The organism is Fundidesulfovibrio sp. (genome assembly GCF_058402725.1).
In genome coordinates, this window is the sequence record NZ_JBZVFJ010000014.1 from 1 (window position 1) to 19,700 (window position 19,700).

A 19,700-nucleotide genomic window follows, 5' to 3' on the forward strand; every position below is an offset into this window, starting at 1 on the left:
ACCGACTTCACGGGCGGCGGCTGCTCTTGACGTGGGCTTGTCCCTTCCCCGCTCCGGTCTTCTTGGCCGGCGCGCATTCCGCGCCGCGCGCGGGCCGGGTGGTTCCGGCCCGCGCGCGCCAGCGAAAGGAATCACGACATGCCCATCCATGACATCCGCTGCGCCTGCGGCTTCGAAGGCGAGGTGATCACCCTTGCGGCCCAGGAGCTCCCGGCCTGCCCGGCCTGCGGCCGCCCCGACCCCGACCGGCTCCCCAGCGCCGTGAGCAGCCTCACCGGCCGGGCCGTCCAGGGGCTCCCCGGCCCCAAGGACACCGCCTGCTGCGGCTCGCGCCCCGGCGAGGCCGCCTGCGCCGGCCCGGGCTCCTGCTGTTCCGGCAGGGGGGCCTAGCCGTGTCCGCTCCGCTGTCCGTGCTCCTGGCCGCGCCCACCCTGGCGGGCTGGGAGGGCTTCGTCCAGGGACTCGTGGACTGCGGCGCTCAGGTCGGCCATGCGCGAACCGGCCTGGCCGCCCTGGAGAGCGTCACACAGGCGCGCCCCGTTTTGGTGGTGGCCGACGAGGGACTCCCGGACCTGACGCCCCTGCAACTGGTGCTCAGGATCCTTGGCATCGACGCGGGGGTGAACGCCGCCGTGGTCAGCTCCCTCTCCGAGGAGGACTTCCACGAGAAGTCCGAGGGCCTGGGCGTGCTGGCCCAACTGCCGCCGCAGCCGGGTGAGCCCCACGCCCGGGAGCTCATGGCCCTTCTTCGGGCCGTCCTTGCCCCGACAACCTTCCAGCCACGTTGACCGTGAGGGACATCCCATGGAAAAGATTCTCGTTCTGGGCTGCAAGAAGGCCATGGACGACGTCTGCATCGGTTGCTCGCGCTGTCTTGTCGGCTTCAACCGCCGCGAAGGCGCGTTTGCGGCCTATGCCCCCGGAGAGGCCCAGCTGATGGGCCTGCTCAATTGCGGCGACTGCCCCGGGGCCACGGTGGTGACGCGCCTGGCCCAGGTGAAGCTCTGGAACGCGCCGCTCGGGGAAAAGCCCACCGTGATCCATCTGGGGCCGTGCATCACGGACCACTGCCCCCACAGGGAGACGATCCTCGCCAAGGTCCGGGCCAAATCCGGCATCCCGGTGGTGGAGGGGACGCACCCGTACCTCCCGGCGGACATCTTCGGCTAGTGTTGCGTCCTCACGATCCGCCCGCAGAGAGTGCACGGGCAACCAGCTGAAACCATTTGCATTGATGTTGAGCAACATCTCACGTTTTTCATCATCGCGACACGAGCCGCCGAGGCGGCCAACCCTTGACCCCGCGCCCGGCGCGGCAAAGACAGGACCATGAACCAGCCATCATCCCAGAACGGGGCGTCCAAACCCCTGCAGCCGTTGGAAGTCCCGGGCCCCCTCGCCCGCATCAAGTCGAACATCGTCGTGCTCTCCGGCAAGGGCGGAGTGGGCAAGAGCACTGTGGCGGCCAACCTGGCCGTGGGCCTGGCCCTGGAAGGGCTGAAGATGGGCCTTCTGGACATCGACGTGCACGGACCCAGCATCCCAAGGATCATGGGCCTGGCCGGCTCCAGCGTCGCCATGGCCGGGGATTTCATGCTCCCGGTGGAGTGGAACTGGAACCTCAAGGTGATCTCCATGGGCTTCTTCCTGCCCGATCCGGGCACGCCCGTGATCTGGCGCGGGGCCATGAAGGGCGGCGTGATCGGGCAGTTCCTGAACCAGGTGGCCTGGGGCGACCTGGACTGCCTGGTGGTGGACTGCCCTCCCGGAACCGGCGACGAACCCCTCTCCGTGTTGCAGATCCTGGGCAAGGAGGCGGCCGGGCTCATCGTCACCTCGCCCCAGGACGTGGCCATCGACGACGTACGCCGCTCCGTGGGCTTCTGCCGGGAGCTGGGCAACCCCATCCTGGGCATCGTGGAGAACCTCTCGGGCTTCTCCTGCCCGGACTGCGGGGCCGTGCACCAGATCTTCGACACCGGCGGGGGCGAGCGCCTGGCCCGGGAGTCCGGCGTGCCCTTCCTGGGGCGCATCCCCATCGAGCCGGGCGTGGGCCAGGCCGCCGACCGGGGCGAGGCCTTCCTGGCCGTGAAGGGCGGCTCCCCTGCGGCCTTGGCCTTCCGGGAAGTGGTGCTGGCCGGGGCGGCCTTCGCCGCAAGGCGCGGGGCCAGCCCGGCAGCAGCCCCCGAGGCGTCTTGAGCGTCGCCCGGCGCGACGCCGCAGCAGACCCCGCCGGGACGTGCCCCGGCCAAACCCTCTGACCCGGGGAGACATCCATGGCAGCGCAGCGCATCGTGGTGGTGGGAGGAACGGCGGCCGGTCCCAAGGCGGCCGCCAGGGCCAAACGTCTGGACCAGAACGCCGAAGTGGTGCTCATCCAGAAGGCTCCGGAACTCTCCATGGCCTCCTGCGGCTATCCCTACTACGTGGCCGGGACGATCCAGGCCCGCGAGCAGTTGCTCGCCACCCCGGCGGGAGTGGTGCGCGACCCCCAGTTCTTCGCAAACGCCAAGGGCGTTCGCGCCCTGGTGAACACCGAGGCCACCGCCGTGGACACTCGGGCGCGCACCGTGTCCTACACCTGCCTGGATACCGGGGAGAAGGGGAGCATCGTCTACGACAAGCTCATCCTCTGCACCGGGGCCAGGCCCCGCATGCCCCGCTTCCCCGGCGCGGAACTGACGGGCGTCACGGCGCTCCACTCCATGGCCGACGCCGACCGCCTGCGCGCCTCGGGCGCGCTCCTCAAGGGCCAGCGGGCCGTGGTGGCGGGCGGCGGGCTCATCGGCATGGAGACCTGCGAGGCACTGGCCGCCTGCGGCATGGACGTGACCGTGGTGGAGAAACTCCCGGAGATCCTACCCTTCCTGGACCCCGAACTCGCCCGCCTGGTGGCCAACCACGCCCGCTCCAAGGGCGCGACGGTCCTCACGGGCGTGGGCGTCGCCGGTTTCGAGGGCCGAGACGGCCAGCTGGCCGCCGTGCGCCTGGAGGACGGCAGGACGCTGCCCTGCGCCCTGGCCGTGGTGGCCCTGGGCGTTATCCCCAACACCGACCTGGCCAGGGACGCGGGCCTGGCCATCGGCCCCACGGGCGGCATCGCCGTGGACGCGCGCATGCGCACCTCGGACCCGGACGTCTACGCCGCCGGGGACTGCGTGGAAGTGACCTGCCGCCTCACCGGGGGCAAGACCCTGGCCCCCTTCGGAGACCTGGCCAACCTCCAGGGCCGGGTGGCGGGAGAGAACGCCGCCACCAACGGCCAGGCGACCTTCCCCGGGACCATCCGCAGCGGCATCTGCAAGGTCTTCGATTTCGCGGCCGCCGCCACGGGCCTCACCGAAGAACGCGCCCGGGAAGCGGGCTACGACGTGGTAACGGCCGTGAACGCGGGGCCTGACAAGCCGGGCTTCATGGGCGCCAGGCCCCTGGTCTCCAAGCTGGTGGCCGACGCCGGCACCGGACGCATCCTGGGCTTCCAGTGCGTGGGCGCGGGCGAGGTGAACCGCCAGGGTGCCGAGGCCGCCATGGCCGTGCTGGCGGGCATGACCGTGCTGGAGGTCGGCATGGCCGACCTGCCCTACGCCCCGCCCTTCTCCCTGGCCATCGATCACTTCATCGCCACGGCCCACATCCTGGAGAACAAGATGCGCGGGCTCATGAACGGCGTCTCCTGCCGTGAGGTCCACGACGCCCTGGAGCGGGGCGAGCGTCCCTTCCTCCTGGACGTGCGGGGTCCCAAAGAGTTCGAGGAGATGCGCCTGGGCCTGGGCGAGACCCTCGTCCCCCTGGGGCAACTGCGCTCGCGCATGGGGGAACTCCCCGAAGACAAGTCCGCGCCCGTGGTGGCCTTCTGCAAGGTCTCCATGCGCGGGTACGAGGCCCAGCAGGTGCTGAACGCCCACGGCTACGACAACGTGGCCGTCATGGAGGGCGGCCTGATGGCTTGGCCCTATGCCCGAGAAAAATAACTCCCAGAGCGGAAGACAAACTCCGGAGCCCAACCCCCGGACGAGCTTGGGTGCATTGCTCCGTAAACACGGACATCCTCATGCGCACGGGGGACGAACCCAGAAGCCTTGCTGGAACCGGATGGACCGACACGAATGGGTGCTGCAAGCGAGATACTGGTGGAACATGTAGCTGCTCGGCAATCAAGAACGCGATCGGCTTGCAGGACATCAGCAGAGAGATGCATCGGGAGGACAGCAATGAATCAGAGCGGTGACTGCTCAGTCAATGTGGTGGAGCCGCCGCATGGCGTTACCCATTTCGCTCTTTTCAGAGCCTTTTTCCGAGTCGGCCTGACCGCGTTCGGCGGTCCGGCGATGATTCCGCACATACGAAGGCTGGCGCTCGAACAACACACCTGGATCAATGAAAAGGACTTCCGACTGGGTCTGTCCATCTGCCAGATGATCCCGGGAGCGACGGTCATGCAGCTGGCTGCGTTCGTAGGCTTTCGTGCGCGGGGGCTTGCGGGCGCCCTTGCGGCTTTCGTCGGCTTTGGGCTGCCAGCATTCGTGTTGATCACCATGATGTCCGCGTTATACTTCAAACATCAGGATGTGAACGTGATTCTCTCAGCATTCGCGGGCCTCAAGGTCATCGTCGTCGCCGTCATCGCCCATGCGACCATCGAATTCGTCAGGAAGTACACAACATCCATCCAAGATATACTGATCGGAATTGGATCCGCATGCGGCATACTCCTTCAGGTGCATCCAGCGCTTCTCATTGTTGTGGCAATGCTGCTGGGCCTGGCCATCTACAAAGACAATGCCACAGGCGGAGGACATCTTCCGGCATGCGCCACTCGCAACGGGAACCGTCCGATGATCAGACTCCTTGCGTGCCTCTGTCTCATGCTGGCTGTTTTGGCGGCGTCATCCACGGTGCTTTTGGAACTGATGCTCAGGATGATGCGCGTGGACCTCTTCGCCTTCGGCGGCGGTTTCGCGGCCCTGCCCATGATGCTCCACGAGGTCGTGCATGTCGCTGGTTGGCTTTCGGAGAAAACCTTTCTGGACGGTATAGCCCTCGGCCAGGTCACCCCCGGGCCGATCGTCATCTCTTCCGCCTTTGTGGGCTATGCGGTCAAGGGCCTCGCGGGCGCTGTCGTCGCGGTCATCGGCATCTTTTCCCCATCGATCATTGTTCTCGTCTGGGCCGTTCCTCACTGCGACCGTCTGCTGGGGTCGCATCGCTTCCGCAAGGCGATGCATGCCAGTTTGGCGACCCTCGGAGGGCTCATGGCCGCGACTGTGGTCACTTTGACGAGACCCATCGATTGGAGCGTCGCGGGGGCAACGCTCTGTGCCACCGCTTTCGTGGGCTTGTCGGCGAATGTCGATGTCATCTGGGTGGTGTTGGCAGGAACGGCGATCGCGATGATCATCCTGTAGCGAGGGCATCGAGGGCTACGCAAACCCGCTGCTGGGCCCGCAATTGACCGTCTCCATCGCCTCCAACAGCCGCTCTGGACATGGAGATCCAGGAACGGCTGAAAGTCCTCCTTGTGACCGGTGAAGGAACTGCCTCAGCGGACAAGGTAGGGGAACAAGAAAAGGCGTTTTGCCCGAGTATGTGGGGTATAGTGTGGGGTAAGCTCTGGCTGTCCAGAATCAAAAAGTCTGAAAAGTGGCGGAGGGAGAGGGATTCGAACCCCCGGACAGGTTGCCCCGCCAGTGGTTTTCAAGACCACCGCCTTAAACCGCTCGGCCATCCCTCCGCGCGCGGAAGGCATCTCTTACACCCGCGTGCGCCGCCGGGCAAGACGCCCCTTACCTGGTACGCGGCCGGGGGCGGCCCTTCTGCTCGATGAGCGCCTTGGAGCGCTGCGTCAGCGTGGTGATCTCGGGCTTGGTGATCTGGTCGTCCGCGCCCACGGACGTGCCCTTGTGGAAAAGTTTCTCGTTGATGAGCGAGCTGAAGAGAATCACCGGGATGTCGCGCAGCACGGGGTCGTCCTTGATGCGCTTGCAGAGGTTGTGGCCGTCCATGGCGGGCATCTCGATGTCGGTGACCACCAGGTTGACCAACTCCAGGATGTCGATGCCCTCCTCCTGCGAGCGCTGCTTGTGCCGCACCAGGCGCTCCCAGGCCTGCTGGCCGTTGATGTCCTGCTCCACCTCGTAGCCGTCGCGCAGGAGGGTGTTCACGATGAGCTTGCGGATGGAGCCCGAATCGTCCACCACCAGGGCGCGGTAGGCGATCTCGTCGGTGGCCTCCACGCGGGCCTCCTCTTCGGGCTCCTCGCGCATGGCCAGGCTGGGGTTCAGGTCCCAGATGATCTTTTCCATGTCCAGAAGCAGCACGATGCGGTCCTCGAATTTCACCACGCCCGTGAAGCTGTTGGAGGAGAAGCTGGCCACGTAGCCGCTGGGCGGCTCCACCTGCTCCCAGCTCAGGCGGTGAATGCGCGTGACGCCCGACACCAGGAAGGCGTTGGTGATGTTGTTGAACTCGCTTACGATCACCTTGGGAGCATCGTTGCGCACCATCAACTTGCCCAGCCAGATGGAAAGGTCGATGAGCGGGATGATGCGCGAGCGCAGGTTGAACGTGCCCTTCACTGCGGGATGCGGCGTGGAGGGCATCTCCGTCACCTTGGGCTTGCGGATGATTTCCAGAACCTTGGCGACGTTCACCCCGAAATAGCTGCGGTACGTGCCGCCGCCATCGGTCTCCTCGTCGATGAAGAATTCAACGATTTCGAGCTCGTTTGTCCCTGACTCAAGCAGAATGTTCGTCTGGCTCATGGAGGCCTCTGGCTGGACGGTTGTGGAATGACGGTTCGGGCGACGCCGCTTCGCTAGACCATATCACCGTTGAGATACATCGTGCCCCTTGTCAAGGCCTACCTCCGCCGCAACGTCCGGCGCTTTACACCGCGCCCGCCCTGGAATAGAACCACCGGACGCCTACGGCGTTTCCCCTGCGAGGCCACACCTTGAATCTTCCCAAGATCGCCTACGTCCTGCTCTGGTTCCCCCTCTCCTCGGAAACCTTCATCTTCCGAGAGGTCCGGGCGCTGCGCCGCCAGGGGCTTCACGTCCTGGCCTACAGCCTCTACGGCAAGAAGCTCAGGCATCTTTCCCCGGAAATGCTCGACTACTCCTACGGCGTGCGGCGCATGGGGTTCCTCGCCCTGCCGCTCATCCTGCGCGACGCGCTCTGGTGGAACAAGCGCCGCCCGGGCGTCTTCAAGGATCTGGCCCGGCGCATGCTCCTGCGCCGCTGGTGCAGCCTGGAGGTGACGGGCGAGAGCATCTGGGCCTTCTTCGCGGGCTTCCGCCTGGCCAGGCTTCTCGAACGAGACGGCGTGGACCACATCCACGCCCCCTGGGCGGGCGGCCCCGCCACCGCCGCATGGGTGGCCTCGCAGCTCACGGGCGTGCCCTACTCCATGGCCGGGCGCGCGGGAGACATCTACCCCCCCGACGGCGCGCTGGCCGACAAAATCCGCGACGCCCTCTTCGTGCGCGTGAACAACCTGGCCAACAAGGGCTACCTAGCCTCCCAGGCCCCGGGCCAGGAAGGCAAGATCCACCTCGTCTACAACAGCCTCACCTTCCGGGACCATGGGCTCGCCGCCGTGGACATGGCGCCGCCCTGCAAGCTCCTGGCCGTGGGCCGCTTCGCGCGCACCAAGGGTTTCGACGTGCTCCTGCGCGCCTGCGCCCTGCTCAAGCGCCAGGGCTTCCCCTTCCGGCTCACCCTGGTGGGCTCAGGCTTCCAGGACCCCCTGCTCAAGGCCCTGCGCAAGCGCCTGGACCTGGATGACGCGGTGCACATGCCGGGCTTCCTCTCCCACGACGAGACGGCCTGGCTCATGGCCTCCCAGGACATCATGGTGGTGCCCAGCGTCGTGCACGCCTCGGGCGATCGCGACGGCATCCCCAACGTGATCATGGAGGCCCTCTCCCGCCGCCTCCCCGTGGTGGCCACCGACGTCTGCGGCATCCCCGAGGTGATCCGCCACGGCGAGACAGGGCTCATCGCCCCCCAGCGCAACCCCGAGGCGCTGGCCGAGGCCATCCGCGCCATGGCCGCCGACCGCGACCGCGCCGTGGCCATGGCCGAAGCCGGTCAACGCCTCGTGCGGGAAATGTTCGATCCCGAGGTCAACGCCCGCAGCCTCTACGAACTCTTCCGCGCCCACACCCGGCCCCCGGCCGGGCAGGAGTCCTAGACCGTGTGCGGCATCGCCGGGCTGGTGGACGCCCTCGGCCGACCCCTCCCGCCCGAGGCGCTGGAATCCCTCCAGGCCATGACCGCCTCCATGGCCCACCGCGGCCCCGACGGCTGCGGACACTGGCGCGACGGCCCCGCCGCGCTGGGCCATCGCCGCCTCTCCATCATCGACCTCTCCACCGGCGCGCAGCCCATGGAGGACGCCCACGGCCGCCTGGCCGTGACCTTCAACGGCGAAATCTACAACTACCGCGAAATCCGCGCCGAACTCGAGGCCCTGGGACACGCCTTCCGCACCTGCTCCGACACCGAGGTGATCCTGGCCGGATGGCTCCAGTGGGGGCCGCGCTGCCTGGAGCGCTTCGAGGGCATGTTCGCCTTCGCCCTCTGGGACCGCCGCGAGCGCGCCCTCTTCTGCGCCCGGGACCGCTTCGGCAAGAAGCCCTTCTTCTACACCCTCCAGAACGGACTCTTCGCCTTCGCCTCCGAGTCCTCGGCGTTGCGCCGCGCGCCTGGACTGCGCCTGGACGTGGAGGCCGCCACCCTGGCCCGCTTCCTGGCCTACGAATACGTGCCCTCGCCGGAGTCCATCTACCGCCAGGTGAAGAAGCTCCCGCCCTCCCACTGGCTGGAACTGCGCGAGGGCCGCGTCACCCTGGGCCGCTACTGGTCGCTGCCCGCGCCCGAGCCCGCCCGCGCCTGCGAGGAGGAGCTGGGCCGGGAGCTGGAACGCCTCATGGCCCAGGCCGTGAAACGGCGCATGATCTCCGACGTGCCCCTGGGCGTGTTCCTCTCCGGCGGCATCGACTCCTCCCTGGTGGCCGCGCTCATGGCCGGGCAGGCCCCGCGCATCAAGACCTTTTCCATCGGCTTCCGGGAGGCCAGCTACGACGAGTCGGCCTACGCCCGCTCCGTGGCCCGCATGTGGGACACCGAGCACCACGAGCACATCCTTTCGGCCGAGGACTGCGCCGGGCTGCTCCCCGAGATCGTCACCCGCTTCGACGAGCCCATGGCCGACCCCTCCATCGCCCCCACGTACCTGCTCTCCAAGGTGACGCGCCAGGAGGTCACCGTGGCCCTGGGCGGCGACGGCGCGGACGAGCTGTTCGCGGGCTACGAGCACTTCCAGGGCTTCCAGGCCGCCAGGCTCTACAACGCCCTGCCCCGGCCCCTGCGCCGTTTCGTGGTGGACCCGGCCTGCGCCGCGCTCCCGGCCTCGGACGGCTACGTGAACCTGCGCCTGGGCGCGGCCACCTTCCTGCACGGCGCGCGACAGGCCCCCTGGCTGCGCGTGCAGGACTGGCTCACGGCCCTGCACCCCGAGTTGCAGCGCCATCTCTGGCGCGATCCGGCCCGCCTGGGCCTGGACACGGCCCAGCTCTTCGCCTCCACCCGGCGCACCTTCGACCGCTCCAGCGCGTCCACGGACCTGGACCGCCTCTTCCACGCCTACTGCCGCCAGTACCTGCTGGACTACATCCTGGTGAAGGTGGACCGCTGCACCATGATGCACTCCCTGGAGGCCCGCGCCCCCTTCCTGGACCGCGACGTGGCCGAGTTCGCCTGCCGCCTGCCCACGCCCATGAAGCTCCGGGGCCTCTCGCGCAAACACCTGCTCAAGAAGGCCCTGGCGCATCTGCTGCCCGAGGAGATCCGCACGCGCAACAAGCGCGGGTTCCTCATCCCCGTGGCCCGCTGGCTGCGCGACAAGCTCAAGCCCCTGGTGGATGAGCTTCTGGGCGAGAGCCACCTGAGACAACAGGGCCTCTTCGACCCCAAGACCGTGCGCGGGCTCGTCGACGAGCACGACTCCGGACGCCGGGACCGCCGCAAGGAGCTGTGGACCCTGCTGGTGCTCCAGCTCTGGCTCGCCCACAACAAGCCGGACGTGTCCTGATGGCCCGCATCCTCTACGGCGTCCACGGCTCCCAGCACGGCCACGCCATCCGCGCCCTCACACTGGCCCGGGCCTTCCCGCAGCACGAGTTCCTCTTCGTCACCAGCGAGGAGGCCGCCGGGATCCTGCGGCGCGGCCACCGCGTGGAGACCGTGCTCAACCCCGGCACGCGCTACAAGAACTACGCCCTGGACCTGCCCGCCACCGTGGCCCTGGCCGTGAAGACCTTCGCCCGCAGGGGCAGCGAACTGGCCCGCCTGGGCAGGCTCATCGATTCCTTCAAGCCCGACGTCTGCCTCTCGGACTACGAATACTTCGTGCCCATCGCGGCCAGACGGACGGGCGTGCCCTGCCTCTCCCTGGACCACCAGCACGTCATCACCCTCTGCGAGCACCACCTGCCCCGCAAGGTCTGGTGGGACATGGCCTCCACCTCCTTCTCCGTGGAGCGCCTCTTCTCCAATTCCACGGCGCACCTGGTCATCAGCTTCTACCAGCCGCCCTTGAAGCCCGGCGCGCAGCGGGCCATCTCGCCGCCCATCCACCGGGAGAAGGTGTTCGAGCACGAGGCCACGGTGGGCGAGCACATCCTGGTGTACCAGAGCTGCTCCATCTGCCCGCGCTTCGTGCCGCTGCTCCAGACCCTGGGGCGTCCGGTGATCGTCTACGGCTACAACCGCGAGGCCCGCGAGGGCAACCTGACCTTCAAGAAGTTCAGCGAGGACGGCCTGCTGGCCGACATGGCCTCCTGCGCCTACGTGATCTGCGGGGGCGGCCACACCCTCATGAGCGAGGCCCTCTCCTACGGCAAGCCCATCGTCTCCCTGCCCGTGAAGGGGGCCTTCGAGCAGTGGCTCAACGCCTTCTACCTGGAACAACTGGGCTACGGCCTGCACCTGGACATGCACCGCCTGGACGAGGCGGCCATGTCCGGGTTCGAGTCCCGGGTGGAGGGCTGCCGCGAGCGCGTGCGCGCCGTGGACTTCCGGGGCAACGAGTTCGCCTTCGGGGTGGTGGAGCGCTTCGTGCGGGACGGGCGGCTGTAGAGGTCCCCGCAGACTCCGCCCTTCCGCCATTCCCTGGCGCATATCCGCCAAGGGCCGCCGGAATCCTTCGCGCCCGGCGCGAACCGCGCCAGCGCCTGCTTCGGCGCGTCGTCCATCAGCCCGTTGTCCATCATGAAGTTCAGGGCCATGCCCTTGATGCCCGTGAACGATTCGAAACCCATGTCCGTCTCCTTTTCGTTGAGGGTTGAGGGCATCACTCGCCCGCGCCGGTGAGTTCCAGGTAGCGCAGAAGGTCGCCTTCCCTGGCCCCGCCGGACTTCATCCGGCGCTTCAGGGCGGACAGCTCGTCCTCCTCGGCCGGTCCGCCCGGGGCGGACCGCTTCACGGGACCGCGCTCGGCCTCCCGGGCGTGCCCTCCACCAGCCAGGCCGCCTCGCGCGCCACGCGGTAGAACTCCGAGAACAGGCCGAACTCCCTGGCCAGCGCGGGCATCACCAGCCTGCGCAGCACCTCGGGCAGCTTGGAGACGTCGTGGTCCATGAGCTCCATGGTCCTCTCGTAGAGGGGGTCGCGCGAGCGCAGCACGGCCAAGCCGGCCTGGTAGTCGCGCTGCTTGAGGTAGCGTGCCAGATGCTCCTCGCGCTGCTTCAGGGCGGGCTTGACGCGCTCCAGGGCTTCGCGCCCGGCGCTCCAGCGCGCGCGCCCGTCCGGGTCGGCGGGTTCGGGGCCGTGGTCCAGCAAGGCGTCCCAATCCAGCGCGGGGCTGTGGCCGCACAAGGCGTTCACGCAGGGCGGGCTGGCCCAGAGGTGGCGCAGAAGCTCCTGGTAGGGGACGAACACGGGGGCGGGGTGCTCCCCGGGCGTGGCGGGCGCGTCGGCCGCTTGTCGGTTCGCGGCGGCCGGGAAGGGCTCGCGCTCCAGAAGTTGGGAATGGATCGGCGTGGTCATGGGAAGATTCCTCCTTCGGTGTTTTCGGCCCTGCCGAGGGGCCGATGACCGTGCAGTGTATGCAGGAGGGATTAAATTTCACCCCACATACCGCTCTGTGGGCAAAAACCAGAAAAAATATCCCTTTACGTTCCGCGCCGTCCGCCGCGCTCCGGGCGTTGCCAACCCGGACCCTTATGCTGTACAGCGGCTCAGATTTGGCGTGCCTTTACGAATCCAACCACACGGACCAGCCATGAACCCAAAGCGCCCCCTCACGCCGGAGACCTACTACCGTCTCCCCTGGAACCTGTCGGACAACTCCATCACCTGGCTCGAACCCACCACCAAGTGCAACCTCTACTGCGAAGGTTGCTACCGTGAGAACGACCCCGACGGCCACAGGCCCCTGGAGGACGTGATCCGCGAGCTGGAGACCGTGCGCACCCTGCGCCGCACCGACGGCATCTCCATCGCAGGCGGAGAGCCGCTCATCTACCCCCACATCGTGGAGCTGGTGCGCTACGTGGCCGCCCAGGGCTGGAAGCCCATCATCAACTCCAACGGGCACGCACTCACCCCCGCCCTCGTGCGGGACCTCACCAAGGCCGGGCTCGTGGGCTTCACCATGCACGTGGACTCCCACCAGAAGCGCCCCGGCTTCTCCGGCCAGACCGAAGAGGAACTCTGCGATCTGCGCCTGAAGCTCGCCAACATGATCCACGAGCACGGCGGCGGCAAGGTGGCCTGCGCCTTCAACGCCACCATCTACCGCGACACCCTGGACAAGATCCCCATGCTCACCCGCTGGGCGCAGGACCACATGGACCGCGTCCAGACCATGGTGTTCATCCTCTTCCGCTCCGCCAAGGCCCAGGCCGGCTTCGACTGCCACGCCGGGGGCAAGCCCGTGGACATGCACCAGCTCGTCTACCAGCTGGACCACATGGAAGCCCACAAGGACATCGTGGCCCAGGACGTGGCCGACGTGATCCGCACCATGGACCCGGCCTTCGAGCCCTGCGCCTATCTCAACGGCACCGAAGACCCCCGCTCCATGAAGTGGCTGCTCACCCTCAAGGTGGGCCGCAAGGACAAGACCCTGGGCTACCTCGACCACAAGTTCGCCGAGATCGTCCAGGTGTTCCACCACCTCTTCACCGGCACCTACCTGGCCTACGCGCGCCCCACGCTCACCAACACCGCCCAGGCCCTCTTCCCCCTGGCCCTGGTGAACAAGAGCGTGCGCAAGATCTTCTGGGAATGGCTCAAGGAGCCCTCCCGCATGGCCGAATGCCTGCACATCCAGTCCGTGATGATCATCCAGCCCTGCGACGTCTCCGAAGACGGACGCCAGAACATGTGCGACGGCTGCCCCGACGCCATCCTGCACAAGGGCCGCATGGTCTGGAGCTGCCGCGTGGACGAACTGGAGAAGTACGGCACGTTCATCACCTGCACCCCGCGCGGCGGATGCTGCGGCGGCGGACACAAAGCCGCCCCGGCCCCCGCGCCCGAAGCCCCGGCTCCGGCCCCGGCTCCGGCCGTCAAAGCGCCAGACGCCCCGGCCGTGAAGGAACCGGCCCCGGTGGCCGTCAAGCCCGAAGCGCCCCTGGCCGTGAAGCCCGAGGCTCCTGTGGCCGTTGCCGCCGCCCCCGTGGAGGCCCCGGCCGCCGCCCCGGCGGAGAAGGCTCCGGAACAGGCCCCGCTCCTGGCCCCCGAACCCAAGGCCGCGCCCAAGCCGACCCCCAAACCGGCCGCCAAGCCCGTCTCCAAAGCCAAGCCCGCCAAGGGCAAGGGCAAGAAATAACACTCGCCAGCAACCCTTGAGGGGCGGGCCGCACGGCCCGCCCCCACGGAACCCCCCATGACCCACCCCCGCCCAGCATGAGCCAGCCCTCGGACAACGGGGGAGCGGCCGCCGCGTCCCACGGCGTCATCGGCAAGTTCCTGCACCTTGCCTCGGCCCAGACCATCAAGGATCTCCTCCACACCGCCTTCTTCATCTACCTGGCCCGCGTGGACCAGAGCCACTACGGCGAATTCCAGCTGGCCTTCAGCACAGCCATGATCGTGCTCTTCCTGGGGGAGTTCGGACTCAACCAGCCCCTGGTGTCCGCCCTGTCCAAGAAGTACGGGCACAAGGGCGACATCCTCATGCAGTACACGCTCATCAAGGGCGTGATCCTCGTGCTGGGCTGGCTGGGCGTCACGGCCTTCATCATGCAGCAGCGCTACACGGGCGGCCTGACCAACCTCATCCAGGTGATCACCGCCGGAGTGGGCCTGGAGGCCCTGGCCTCCACCTTCTTCGTGGCCTGCCGCGTGCAGGGCCGCCAGGACCTGGAGGCCCGCATCCGCTCCATCGGCGCGGTGTGCGGCTACGGCTGGGCCTTGACCACCCTGGCCCTGGGCTTCCAGCCCCACTGGATCGCCCTCTTCAAGATCATCGAGAACGGGATCAACCTCCTGGGCGGGGCCTGGATCGCCGTGAACCGCACCGACGTGCAGGGCCTGGCCTTCAAGGGCAAGGCCCTGGCCAGGACCTGGAACACCGCCAAGGGCGGGGTGGTCTTCGTGTTCATGGCGCTCTTCTCCATTCTCTACAACAAGGCCAACCTCTTCTTCCTCCAGAAGTTCTCCGGGCCGCACTCCGTGGCCCAGTACGCCGCCACCTGGGAAGTGGTGGACGCCATCCAGATCCCCATCTCCAGCCTGCTCATGAAGAGCGTGCTCTACCCCCTCTTCGTGGGCCTCTGGCGGCACGACAAGGAGGCCTTCGACCAGCTCAAGGACAACTCCGTGAAATGGCTCCTGGGGGCCTCCATCCCGGTGATGTTCTTCCTCTGGGCCGAATCGGACCGCATCATCGGGATCATCTACGGCCCGGACTACCACCAGGCCGCGTTGCTCCAGAAATGGCTCGTTCCCTCCGTGCTCTTCAGCTTCCTCCACAACCTGGCGGCCTACCTGCTCATGAGCCAGCACCGGCAGTGGACCCTCTTCTGGATCTACGGGGCGGGGCTGATCCTGAACATCGCCCTGTGCAGCGTGTTCATCCCGGGCGACCCGCTGCTGGGCGCGGGCATGGCCATCGTGCTCACCAAGGGGGCCGTGGCGTTGTGCTCCACCGTCACCTGCCAGCGCTCCATGGGGCTCATCAAGTGGCGCGCCGTGAAGCCCGTGCTGGGCGCCACCTGCCTCGCCGCAGCGCTCTACTACGCCCTGGGCCTGACCCACGTGCGCGAACTGGCCGAGGCCGGGGCGCTCGCGCCCTTCTTCGTGCTGGGCTGGAAGTGGTGGAAGGAGATGAAGGCGCAGGCGCGCACGGCTTGACGGGCCTCGCGGCAGGCAGCAACGGTCCGGCTCGCCCCCGAGCAAAGCGACGAGAATTGCATTGACAGCCGAACGGTTTCTCCGTTCATTCTCAGGAAAGTCGCCCTCGTCGCGAGACGAGCCGGAACCAAGGGGTTGCCCCGATGTTCCCGGAGACGGACCGGTTGACACGGCGCACGACGCCGCCCCGAGGCATCGGGGACGCGGCTTGGCCGACCCCTGGGCACACCTGCTCGCACCGCAAGGAGGACACATGGCAAAGTCCGACATCCTGCTGGAATCCGGAACGAACGAATTCGAAGTCGTCGAGTTTTTCATCGACGAAGCCAACGAGGACACGGGGAAAATCTCCCGCACCTACTACGGCATGAACGTGGCCAAGGTGCTGGAGATCATCCGCCTGCCGGAACTGACCGACATGCCCGACCGGTCGCACCCGTCGGTGATGGGCGCGTTCGATCTGCGTTCGGAAATCGTGCCGCTCATCGACCTCAGCCAGTGGGTGGGCAAGAAGCTCCAGCGCTCGGAAACGTTGAAAGTCATCGTCACCGAGTTCAACCAGGTCATCACGTCCTTCCTGGTCTCGGGCGTCACCAGGATCTACCGGCTCAGCTGGGACCAGGTGAAGGCCCCCAACCTCCAGCTGTCTTCGCTCACGTCCAACTCCATCACGGGGATCGTGCGACTGGACGGCAAGATCGTCTTCCTGCTGGACCTCGAACAGATCGTGGCCAGGCTCAACGAGCAGGTGCTGCCCACGCCGAACCTCTCCCGCAACGTCAAGGAAACCATCCAGACGAAAACCCTCAACGCGCTGATCGCAGACGATTCGACCATGGCCCGGAACATGATCTTCCGGCTGCTCACGGACAACAACTTCAACGTCGTCCAGTTCGAGAACGGTAAGGACGCCTGGGCGCATCTGGAAACGATCAAGCGCAAGGTAACGGAAGAGAAGGTCCCTCTCGAGGACCTGCTGGACGTCATCATCCTGGACATCGAAATGCCCCTGATGGACGGCCACCACCTGACCAAGAAGATCAAGGAAGACCCCGAACTCAAGAAGATTCCCGTGCTGCTGTGCTCGTCGATCATCACGGAGAGCCTCTTCCACAAAGGCGTTTCCGTGGGCGCGGACGCGCAGATCTCCAAGGCCCAGATCGGGGAGCTCATCGAAAGGGCCGTGGGACTCATCCGCAAGCACAAGTGACGGGCGGCTGATCCGGCGGCTGCACCGCACGACAGAGCCGTACGCCCCTCCCAGACGACTGCCCCGGGCGGCTGCTCAGGGCGGATGACACGAGTGACTGCCCCGGGATGATGGGCCGGAAGATGGCCCCGGCGGCTGATCCGGTCGGCTCTCTCCGGGCCGCTCGTCCGGGCGCCTTCACGCAGAGGTCGGGTCGGCTCGCCCGGACCGCGCTCCCCGGCCACGGGCGCGCCCGCGCGGCGTCGCGTCAGGCCCAGCCGCCGGGCCTCAGTGCCGGATCACCCGCAGCACCTTGCCGCCCCAGCCCACCTTGTAGGACGTGCCCCTCCAGCGCATGTGGAAGGTGGTCCAGGTGCGCAGGTAGCACCAGGCGGCCATGAGCGGCGTGGCGAAGAAGCCCAGGGTCCAGGCGGCCAGGGGCACGCGGCGCGGGGCGAGCCTGCGGTAGAGCAGCCCCAGGCCGAGAAAGCCCGCAGCGTAGAGGGCCGCCGCGCCCAGCCACCAGGCGTCCGCCGTCCCGAAAACGGCCCCCAGCGCCCCGAGAAGGGCCAGGAGCGCCGGGCCGAAGAAGAGCCAGATCACGGGGATCACCCCGATCCACATCCCCGGCGTGCAGAACTTCAGGTAGAGAAGCTGGCGCGTCAGCCAGTCCTGCCAGATGGCGAAGGGGACGCTCTTCAGGGGCGTCTCCAGGCAGGCCTCGCCCACGGGCCAGGTGCGGATGCCTTTCTTCGCCAGATGCGGCCCCAGGGAGAAGTCGTCCACGATGTTGGTGGACCAGACGGCCTGGATGCCGTGCTCCTCGAAGGCCCGGCGCGAGACGGCCATGGCCCCGCCCCAGGGCTGGGTGACGGCGCGCACGGGCTGCAGGCAGTGCAGGAACATGCAGGCCAGGAGCATGCCCAGGGTGGGCGTGGTGTCGTTCTGGGGCACGACGCGGTGGAACCCGCCGGACATGACGCCCTTGCCCTCGGCGATGGGCCGGGCCAGCAGCCGGGCCAGGTCGGGCCGGGCCACGTGGGTGGAGTCGCAGAAGACGTAGATGTCGGCCCAGTGGCGGGCCTGGGCCACGCCCGCCAGAAGGTTGTGGTTCTTCTGGCCGCTGGTCTCGGCGGGGCCGCTGACCAGGCGCACGGCGTCTTCGCGGCCTGCGATGAGGGAGTCGATGACCCCTGCGGCAGGGTCCGAGGCGTCACGGGTGACAAGGAAGTAGCGCAGGTTGGGGTAGTCCTGCTCCAGGAGGCTTTTGAGTCCCGCGCGCACGGCCGGGGTGTCGCCGGTGACGGGCACGATCATGGCCACGCGGGGCGCGGGGTCGAAGGGCTCGGGGCCCTTGTAGGGGGTGCGCAGCCCGGCCAGCACATGGCGACGCCCGGCGTTCCACAGGGCCAGGAGCAGCAGGGCCTCGGCCAGGGCGGAAAGGACGAAGAGGGTCTTCACGAAAGGATCCTCGGGCGCTTCACTGCGCGGGGGGGTAGTTGGGCGGCCATTCCAGGCCTCCGGGGTGGGTGCGGCCGGACTTCACGCGCCTGGCGTCCATGGCGATGGTGGGGCCGTCCTTCATGATGAAGTTGCCGGAGACGCGCCCGTCCGGGGACACCTGGCCGCTGAAGCGGTTGCCGCTGCTGCCGTGGAAGGCCTCCACGGAATTGCCTGCGACAATCCCTATGAGGTGGTAGGTGTTGCGTTCGCCCGCACGGGTGGTGACGTAGGCCACTCCCCAGAGGAACTGGCCCTTCTGCTCCAGGTGGCATTCCACGGTGTTGCCGAAGAAATCGGCGGTCCAGAGCCCCTCCACGTTCTGGGGCTGGGGCGCGGCCAAGGCCGGCAGGGCCAGCAGGAGGGCGATGGCGAGGCAGATCGGTTTCATGAGGGCTCCGGGGGATGTGCGGCGCGCTCCGGCCGGGACGCGTGCCGCGCCGCTTATAGACGCTTCCGTGCGGGTTGAACAGCCCCCCGCCGGACAGGCGGAAATTCCGCGCGGGGTGCGCTTCGGGAGGGCCGTCGGACGCCCTGCGCGGGACGGCTCCGCCAACAGGCCGTCAGGGCTGCAGGAGGCGATCGAGCAGTTCCTCGTGCCGCGCCACCATGGCCCGGAGGGAGAAGTCCTCCACGGCGTGGGCGCGGGCCGCGCGGCCCATGCGCTCCCTGGCCTCCTCGTCGGCCAGGAGGCGTTCCAGGTTGCGGGCCAGGGCCTCCGGGTCCCCTGCCGGGGAGAGACGCCCGGTGCGCCCCTCCTCCACCACCTCGGGGATTCCGCCCACGGCCGTGGCGGCCACGGGCACGCCGCAGGCCATGGCCTCCAGCACCACATTGGGCAGCCCCTCGCGCAGCGAGGAGAGCGCCAGCACGGAAGCCTGACGGTAAAAGGGCACGAGGTCCGGCCCGCCGGGGAAGACGCGGATGTTGCGCCCGCACTCCAGGCGGCGCGCGGCGAACTCGAAGCGGCCCTTGAGTGGGCCGTCGCCCACGAGCCAGAGCTCGGCGTCGGGCATGCGGGCGTGGAGGCGCTCGAAGGCGGCCAGGAGCGTGGGATGGTCCTTGTCGTCCACGAAGCGGGCCACGCAGAGCACCACCTTGCGCACGGGGCCGATGCCGTCGGGATCGGGGCGGAAGCGGTCGGTGTCCACGCCGTTGCGGATCACGGTGACGGCGTTCTCGGGCCTGCCGAGCTTCAGGAGCGCGTCCTTGAGGGCCTGGGTGTTGGTGACGTGGTGGCTGGCCAGTGGCGCCAGGAAGCGCTCGTGCTGGCGCTTGATGTTGCCGCCGCCGCGCACGGTGCCGACCACCAGGGGGAGCCCAGCCAGACGCCCCCAGAGGCGTCCCCAGATGTTGGGCACGGCGGTGAGGGGCATGAGAACGGAGGGGCGCTCCCGGAGGATGGCGGCGCGAAGGGCCAGCACGGACCGGAAACTTACCGATCGTTGATCGGTAAGCCAACGTACGGGGACGCCCGCCGCCGCAGCCTCGGGCGCGAAGTCCGCTCCCTTGCAGAGGGACCACAGCTCCGGGGCGAAGCGCGCGCGGTCGATGCCGCGCGCCAGTTCCAGGGCGTGGCGCTGGGTGCCGCCGTAGCACAGGTCCTGCAGGAGCAGGACGAGCCGACTGGGTCCGCTCAAGGGCA

General features: G+C 68.0%; 18 protein-coding genes and 1 tRNA gene. 12 read left to right on the top strand and 7 right to left on the bottom strand.

Annotated features, from left to right (window positions below; genetic code table 11):
* Positions 1-138 precede the first annotated feature (138 nt).
* The 6 genes from ACV4UX_RS03380 to chrA all read left to right on the top strand — a co-directional run bounded on the left by ACV4UX_RS03380 (position 139) and on the right by chrA (position 5,405).
* Positions 139-390 (top strand): FmdB family zinc ribbon protein, encoded by a 252-nt coding sequence (locus tag ACV4UX_RS03380; protein ID WP_173084557.1) that lies wholly within the window; start codon positions 139-141, stop codon positions 388-390.
* A gap of 2 nt (positions 391-392) precedes the next feature.
* The gene (locus ACV4UX_RS03385) at positions 393-788 is read left to right on the top strand and encodes a response regulator (protein WP_491591925.1); all 396 of its coding nucleotides are present in this window, start codon (positions 393-395) and stop codon (positions 786-788) included.
* Between the two features lie 16 nt (positions 789-804).
* Entirely contained in the window at positions 805-1,170 is a 366-nt protein-coding gene (locus tag ACV4UX_RS03390) for a CGGC domain-containing protein (RefSeq protein WP_491591926.1), read from the top strand.
* Positions 1,171-1,329: 159 nt separating this feature from the next.
* Positions 1,330-2,199 carry a P-loop NTPase gene (locus ACV4UX_RS03395; protein WP_491591927.1) on the top strand — a complete coding sequence of 290 codons (870 nt, stop codon included), beginning with the start codon at positions 1,330-1,332 and terminating at the stop codon, positions 2,197-2,199.
* Between the two features lie 77 nt (positions 2,200-2,276).
* Positions 2,277-3,971 (top strand): FAD-dependent oxidoreductase, encoded by a 1,695-nt coding sequence (locus ACV4UX_RS03400; protein WP_491591928.1) that lies wholly within the window; start codon positions 2,277-2,279, stop codon positions 3,969-3,971.
* Positions 3,972-4,211: 240 nt separating this feature from the next.
* A complete protein-coding gene (chrA, locus tag ACV4UX_RS03405; protein WP_491591929.1) occupies positions 4,212-5,405 on the top strand; it encodes a chromate efflux transporter in 1,194 nt (397 codons plus the stop codon).
* 236 nt (positions 5,406-5,641) lie between these two features.
* On the opposite strand, the gene ACV4UX_RS03410 is transcribed toward chrA, so the two are convergent.
* A tRNA-Ser gene (locus ACV4UX_RS03410) sits at positions 5,642-5,731 on the bottom strand.
* A 52-nt stretch (positions 5,732-5,783) separates the two neighbouring features.
* Entirely contained in the window at positions 5,784-6,761 is a 978-nt protein-coding gene (locus tag ACV4UX_RS03415) for a chemotaxis protein (protein ID WP_491591930.1), read from the bottom strand.
* A 191-nt stretch (positions 6,762-6,952) separates the two neighbouring features.
* On the opposite strand from ACV4UX_RS03415, the gene ACV4UX_RS03420 reads away from it, so the two are divergent.
* Genes ACV4UX_RS03420 through ACV4UX_RS03430 form a run of 3 tightly spaced genes read left to right on the top strand, consistent with a single transcriptional unit; the run spans position 6,953 to position 11,142 of the window.
* Complete coding sequence (locus tag ACV4UX_RS03420; RefSeq protein ID WP_491591931.1) at positions 6,953-8,194, top strand: glycosyltransferase family 4 protein; 1,242 nt, start codon at positions 6,953-6,955, stop codon at positions 8,192-8,194.
* A 3-nt stretch (positions 8,195-8,197) separates the two neighbouring features.
* Positions 8,198-10,096 (top strand): asparagine synthase (glutamine-hydrolyzing), encoded by a 1,899-nt coding sequence (gene asnB / locus ACV4UX_RS03425; RefSeq protein WP_491591932.1) that lies wholly within the window; start codon positions 8,198-8,200, stop codon positions 10,094-10,096.
* Entirely contained in the window at positions 10,096-11,142 is a 1,047-nt protein-coding gene (locus ACV4UX_RS03430; protein WP_491591933.1) for a glycosyltransferase family protein, read from the top strand. Before asnB ends, ACV4UX_RS03430 begins: the two co-directional genes overlap by 1 nt.
* Positions 11,143-11,356: 214 nt before the next feature.
* Here ACV4UX_RS03430 and ACV4UX_RS03435 read toward each other — a convergent pair whose 3' ends face one another.
* Positions 11,357-11,488, bottom strand: a complete 132-nt coding sequence (locus ACV4UX_RS03435; protein ID WP_491591934.1) for a hypothetical protein — start codon at positions 11,486-11,488, stop codon at positions 11,357-11,359.
* Positions 11,485-12,051 (bottom strand): hypothetical protein, encoded by a 567-nt coding sequence (locus tag ACV4UX_RS03440; RefSeq protein ID WP_491591935.1) that lies wholly within the window; start codon positions 12,049-12,051, stop codon positions 11,485-11,487. The genes ACV4UX_RS03435 and ACV4UX_RS03440 overlap by 4 nt, the downstream gene beginning before the upstream one ends.
* A 235-nt stretch (positions 12,052-12,286) precedes the next feature.
* On the opposite strand from ACV4UX_RS03440, the gene ACV4UX_RS03445 reads away from it, so the two are divergent.
* From ACV4UX_RS03445 to ACV4UX_RS03455, 3 genes are all read left to right on the top strand, one after another.
* On the top strand, positions 12,287-13,840 hold the full coding sequence (locus ACV4UX_RS03445) for a radical SAM protein (RefSeq protein WP_491591936.1): 1,554 nt from the start codon (positions 12,287-12,289) through the stop codon (positions 13,838-13,840).
* Positions 13,841-13,917: 77 nt separating this feature from the next.
* Positions 13,918-15,366: an oligosaccharide flippase family protein gene (locus ACV4UX_RS03450; protein ID WP_491591937.1), complete on the top strand. Its 1,449-nt coding sequence runs from the start codon at positions 13,918-13,920 to the stop codon at positions 15,364-15,366.
* A gap of 253 nt (positions 15,367-15,619) precedes the next feature.
* Entirely contained in the window at positions 15,620-16,576 is a 957-nt protein-coding gene (locus tag ACV4UX_RS03455; protein ID WP_491591938.1) for a chemotaxis protein, read from the top strand.
* Between the two features lie 267 nt (positions 16,577-16,843).
* On the opposite strand, the gene ACV4UX_RS03460 is transcribed toward ACV4UX_RS03455, so the two are convergent.
* The 3 genes from ACV4UX_RS03460 to ACV4UX_RS03470 all read right to left on the bottom strand — a co-directional run bounded on the left by ACV4UX_RS03460 (position 16,844) and on the right by ACV4UX_RS03470 (position 19,695).
* Entirely contained in the window at positions 16,844-18,016 is a 1,173-nt protein-coding gene (locus tag ACV4UX_RS03460) for a glycosyltransferase family 2 protein (RefSeq protein ID WP_491591939.1), read from the bottom strand.
* Between the two features lie 19 nt (positions 18,017-18,035).
* Positions 18,036-18,446 carry a hypothetical protein gene (locus ACV4UX_RS03465; protein ID WP_491591940.1) on the bottom strand — a complete coding sequence of 137 codons (411 nt, stop codon included), beginning with the start codon at positions 18,444-18,446 and terminating at the stop codon, positions 18,036-18,038.
* A gap of 172 nt (positions 18,447-18,618) precedes the next feature.
* Positions 18,619-19,695 (bottom strand): glycosyltransferase, encoded by a 1,077-nt coding sequence (locus ACV4UX_RS03470; protein ID WP_491591941.1) that lies wholly within the window; start codon positions 19,693-19,695, stop codon positions 18,619-18,621.
* Between the last annotated feature and the right edge of the window lie 5 nt (positions 19,696-19,700).

Bases quoted from the DNA above. Each gene is read 5' to 3' on its own strand.
- ACV4UX_RS03465 (WP_491591940.1), bottom strand. From the start codon at position 18,446: ATGAAACCGATCTGCCTCGCCATCGCCCTCCTGCTGGCCCTGCCGGCC.
- ACV4UX_RS03455 (WP_491591938.1), top strand. From the start codon at position 15,620: ATGGCAAAGTCCGACATCCTGCTGGAATCCGGAACGAACGAATTCGAA.
- ACV4UX_RS03390 (WP_491591926.1), top strand. From the start codon at position 805: ATGGAAAAGATTCTCGTTCTGGGCTGCAAGAAGGCCATGGACGACGTC.
- ACV4UX_RS03395 (WP_491591927.1), top strand. From the start codon at position 1,330: ATGAACCAGCCATCATCCCAGAACGGGGCGTCCAAACCCCTGCAGCCG.
- ACV4UX_RS03445 (WP_491591936.1), top strand. From the start codon at position 12,287: ATGAACCCAAAGCGCCCCCTCACGCCGGAGACCTACTACCGTCTCCCC.
- ACV4UX_RS03380 (WP_173084557.1), top strand. From the start codon at position 139: ATGCCCATCCATGACATCCGCTGCGCCTGCGGCTTCGAAGGCGAGGTG.
- ACV4UX_RS03430 (WP_491591933.1), top strand. From the start codon at position 10,096: ATGGCCCGCATCCTCTACGGCGTCCACGGCTCCCAGCACGGCCACGCC.
- ACV4UX_RS03400 (WP_491591928.1), top strand. From the start codon at position 2,277: ATGGCAGCGCAGCGCATCGTGGTGGTGGGAGGAACGGCGGCCGGTCCC.
- ACV4UX_RS03440 (WP_491591935.1), bottom strand. From the start codon at position 12,051: ATGACCACGCCGATCCATTCCCAACTTCTGGAGCGCGAGCCCTTCCCG.
- ACV4UX_RS03450 (WP_491591937.1), top strand. From the start codon at position 13,918: ATGAGCCAGCCCTCGGACAACGGGGGAGCGGCCGCCGCGTCCCACGGC.
- ACV4UX_RS03415 (WP_491591930.1), bottom strand. From the start codon at position 6,761: ATGAGCCAGACGAACATTCTGCTTGAGTCAGGGACAAACGAGCTCGAA.
- chrA (WP_491591929.1), top strand. From the start codon at position 4,212: ATGAATCAGAGCGGTGACTGCTCAGTCAATGTGGTGGAGCCGCCGCAT.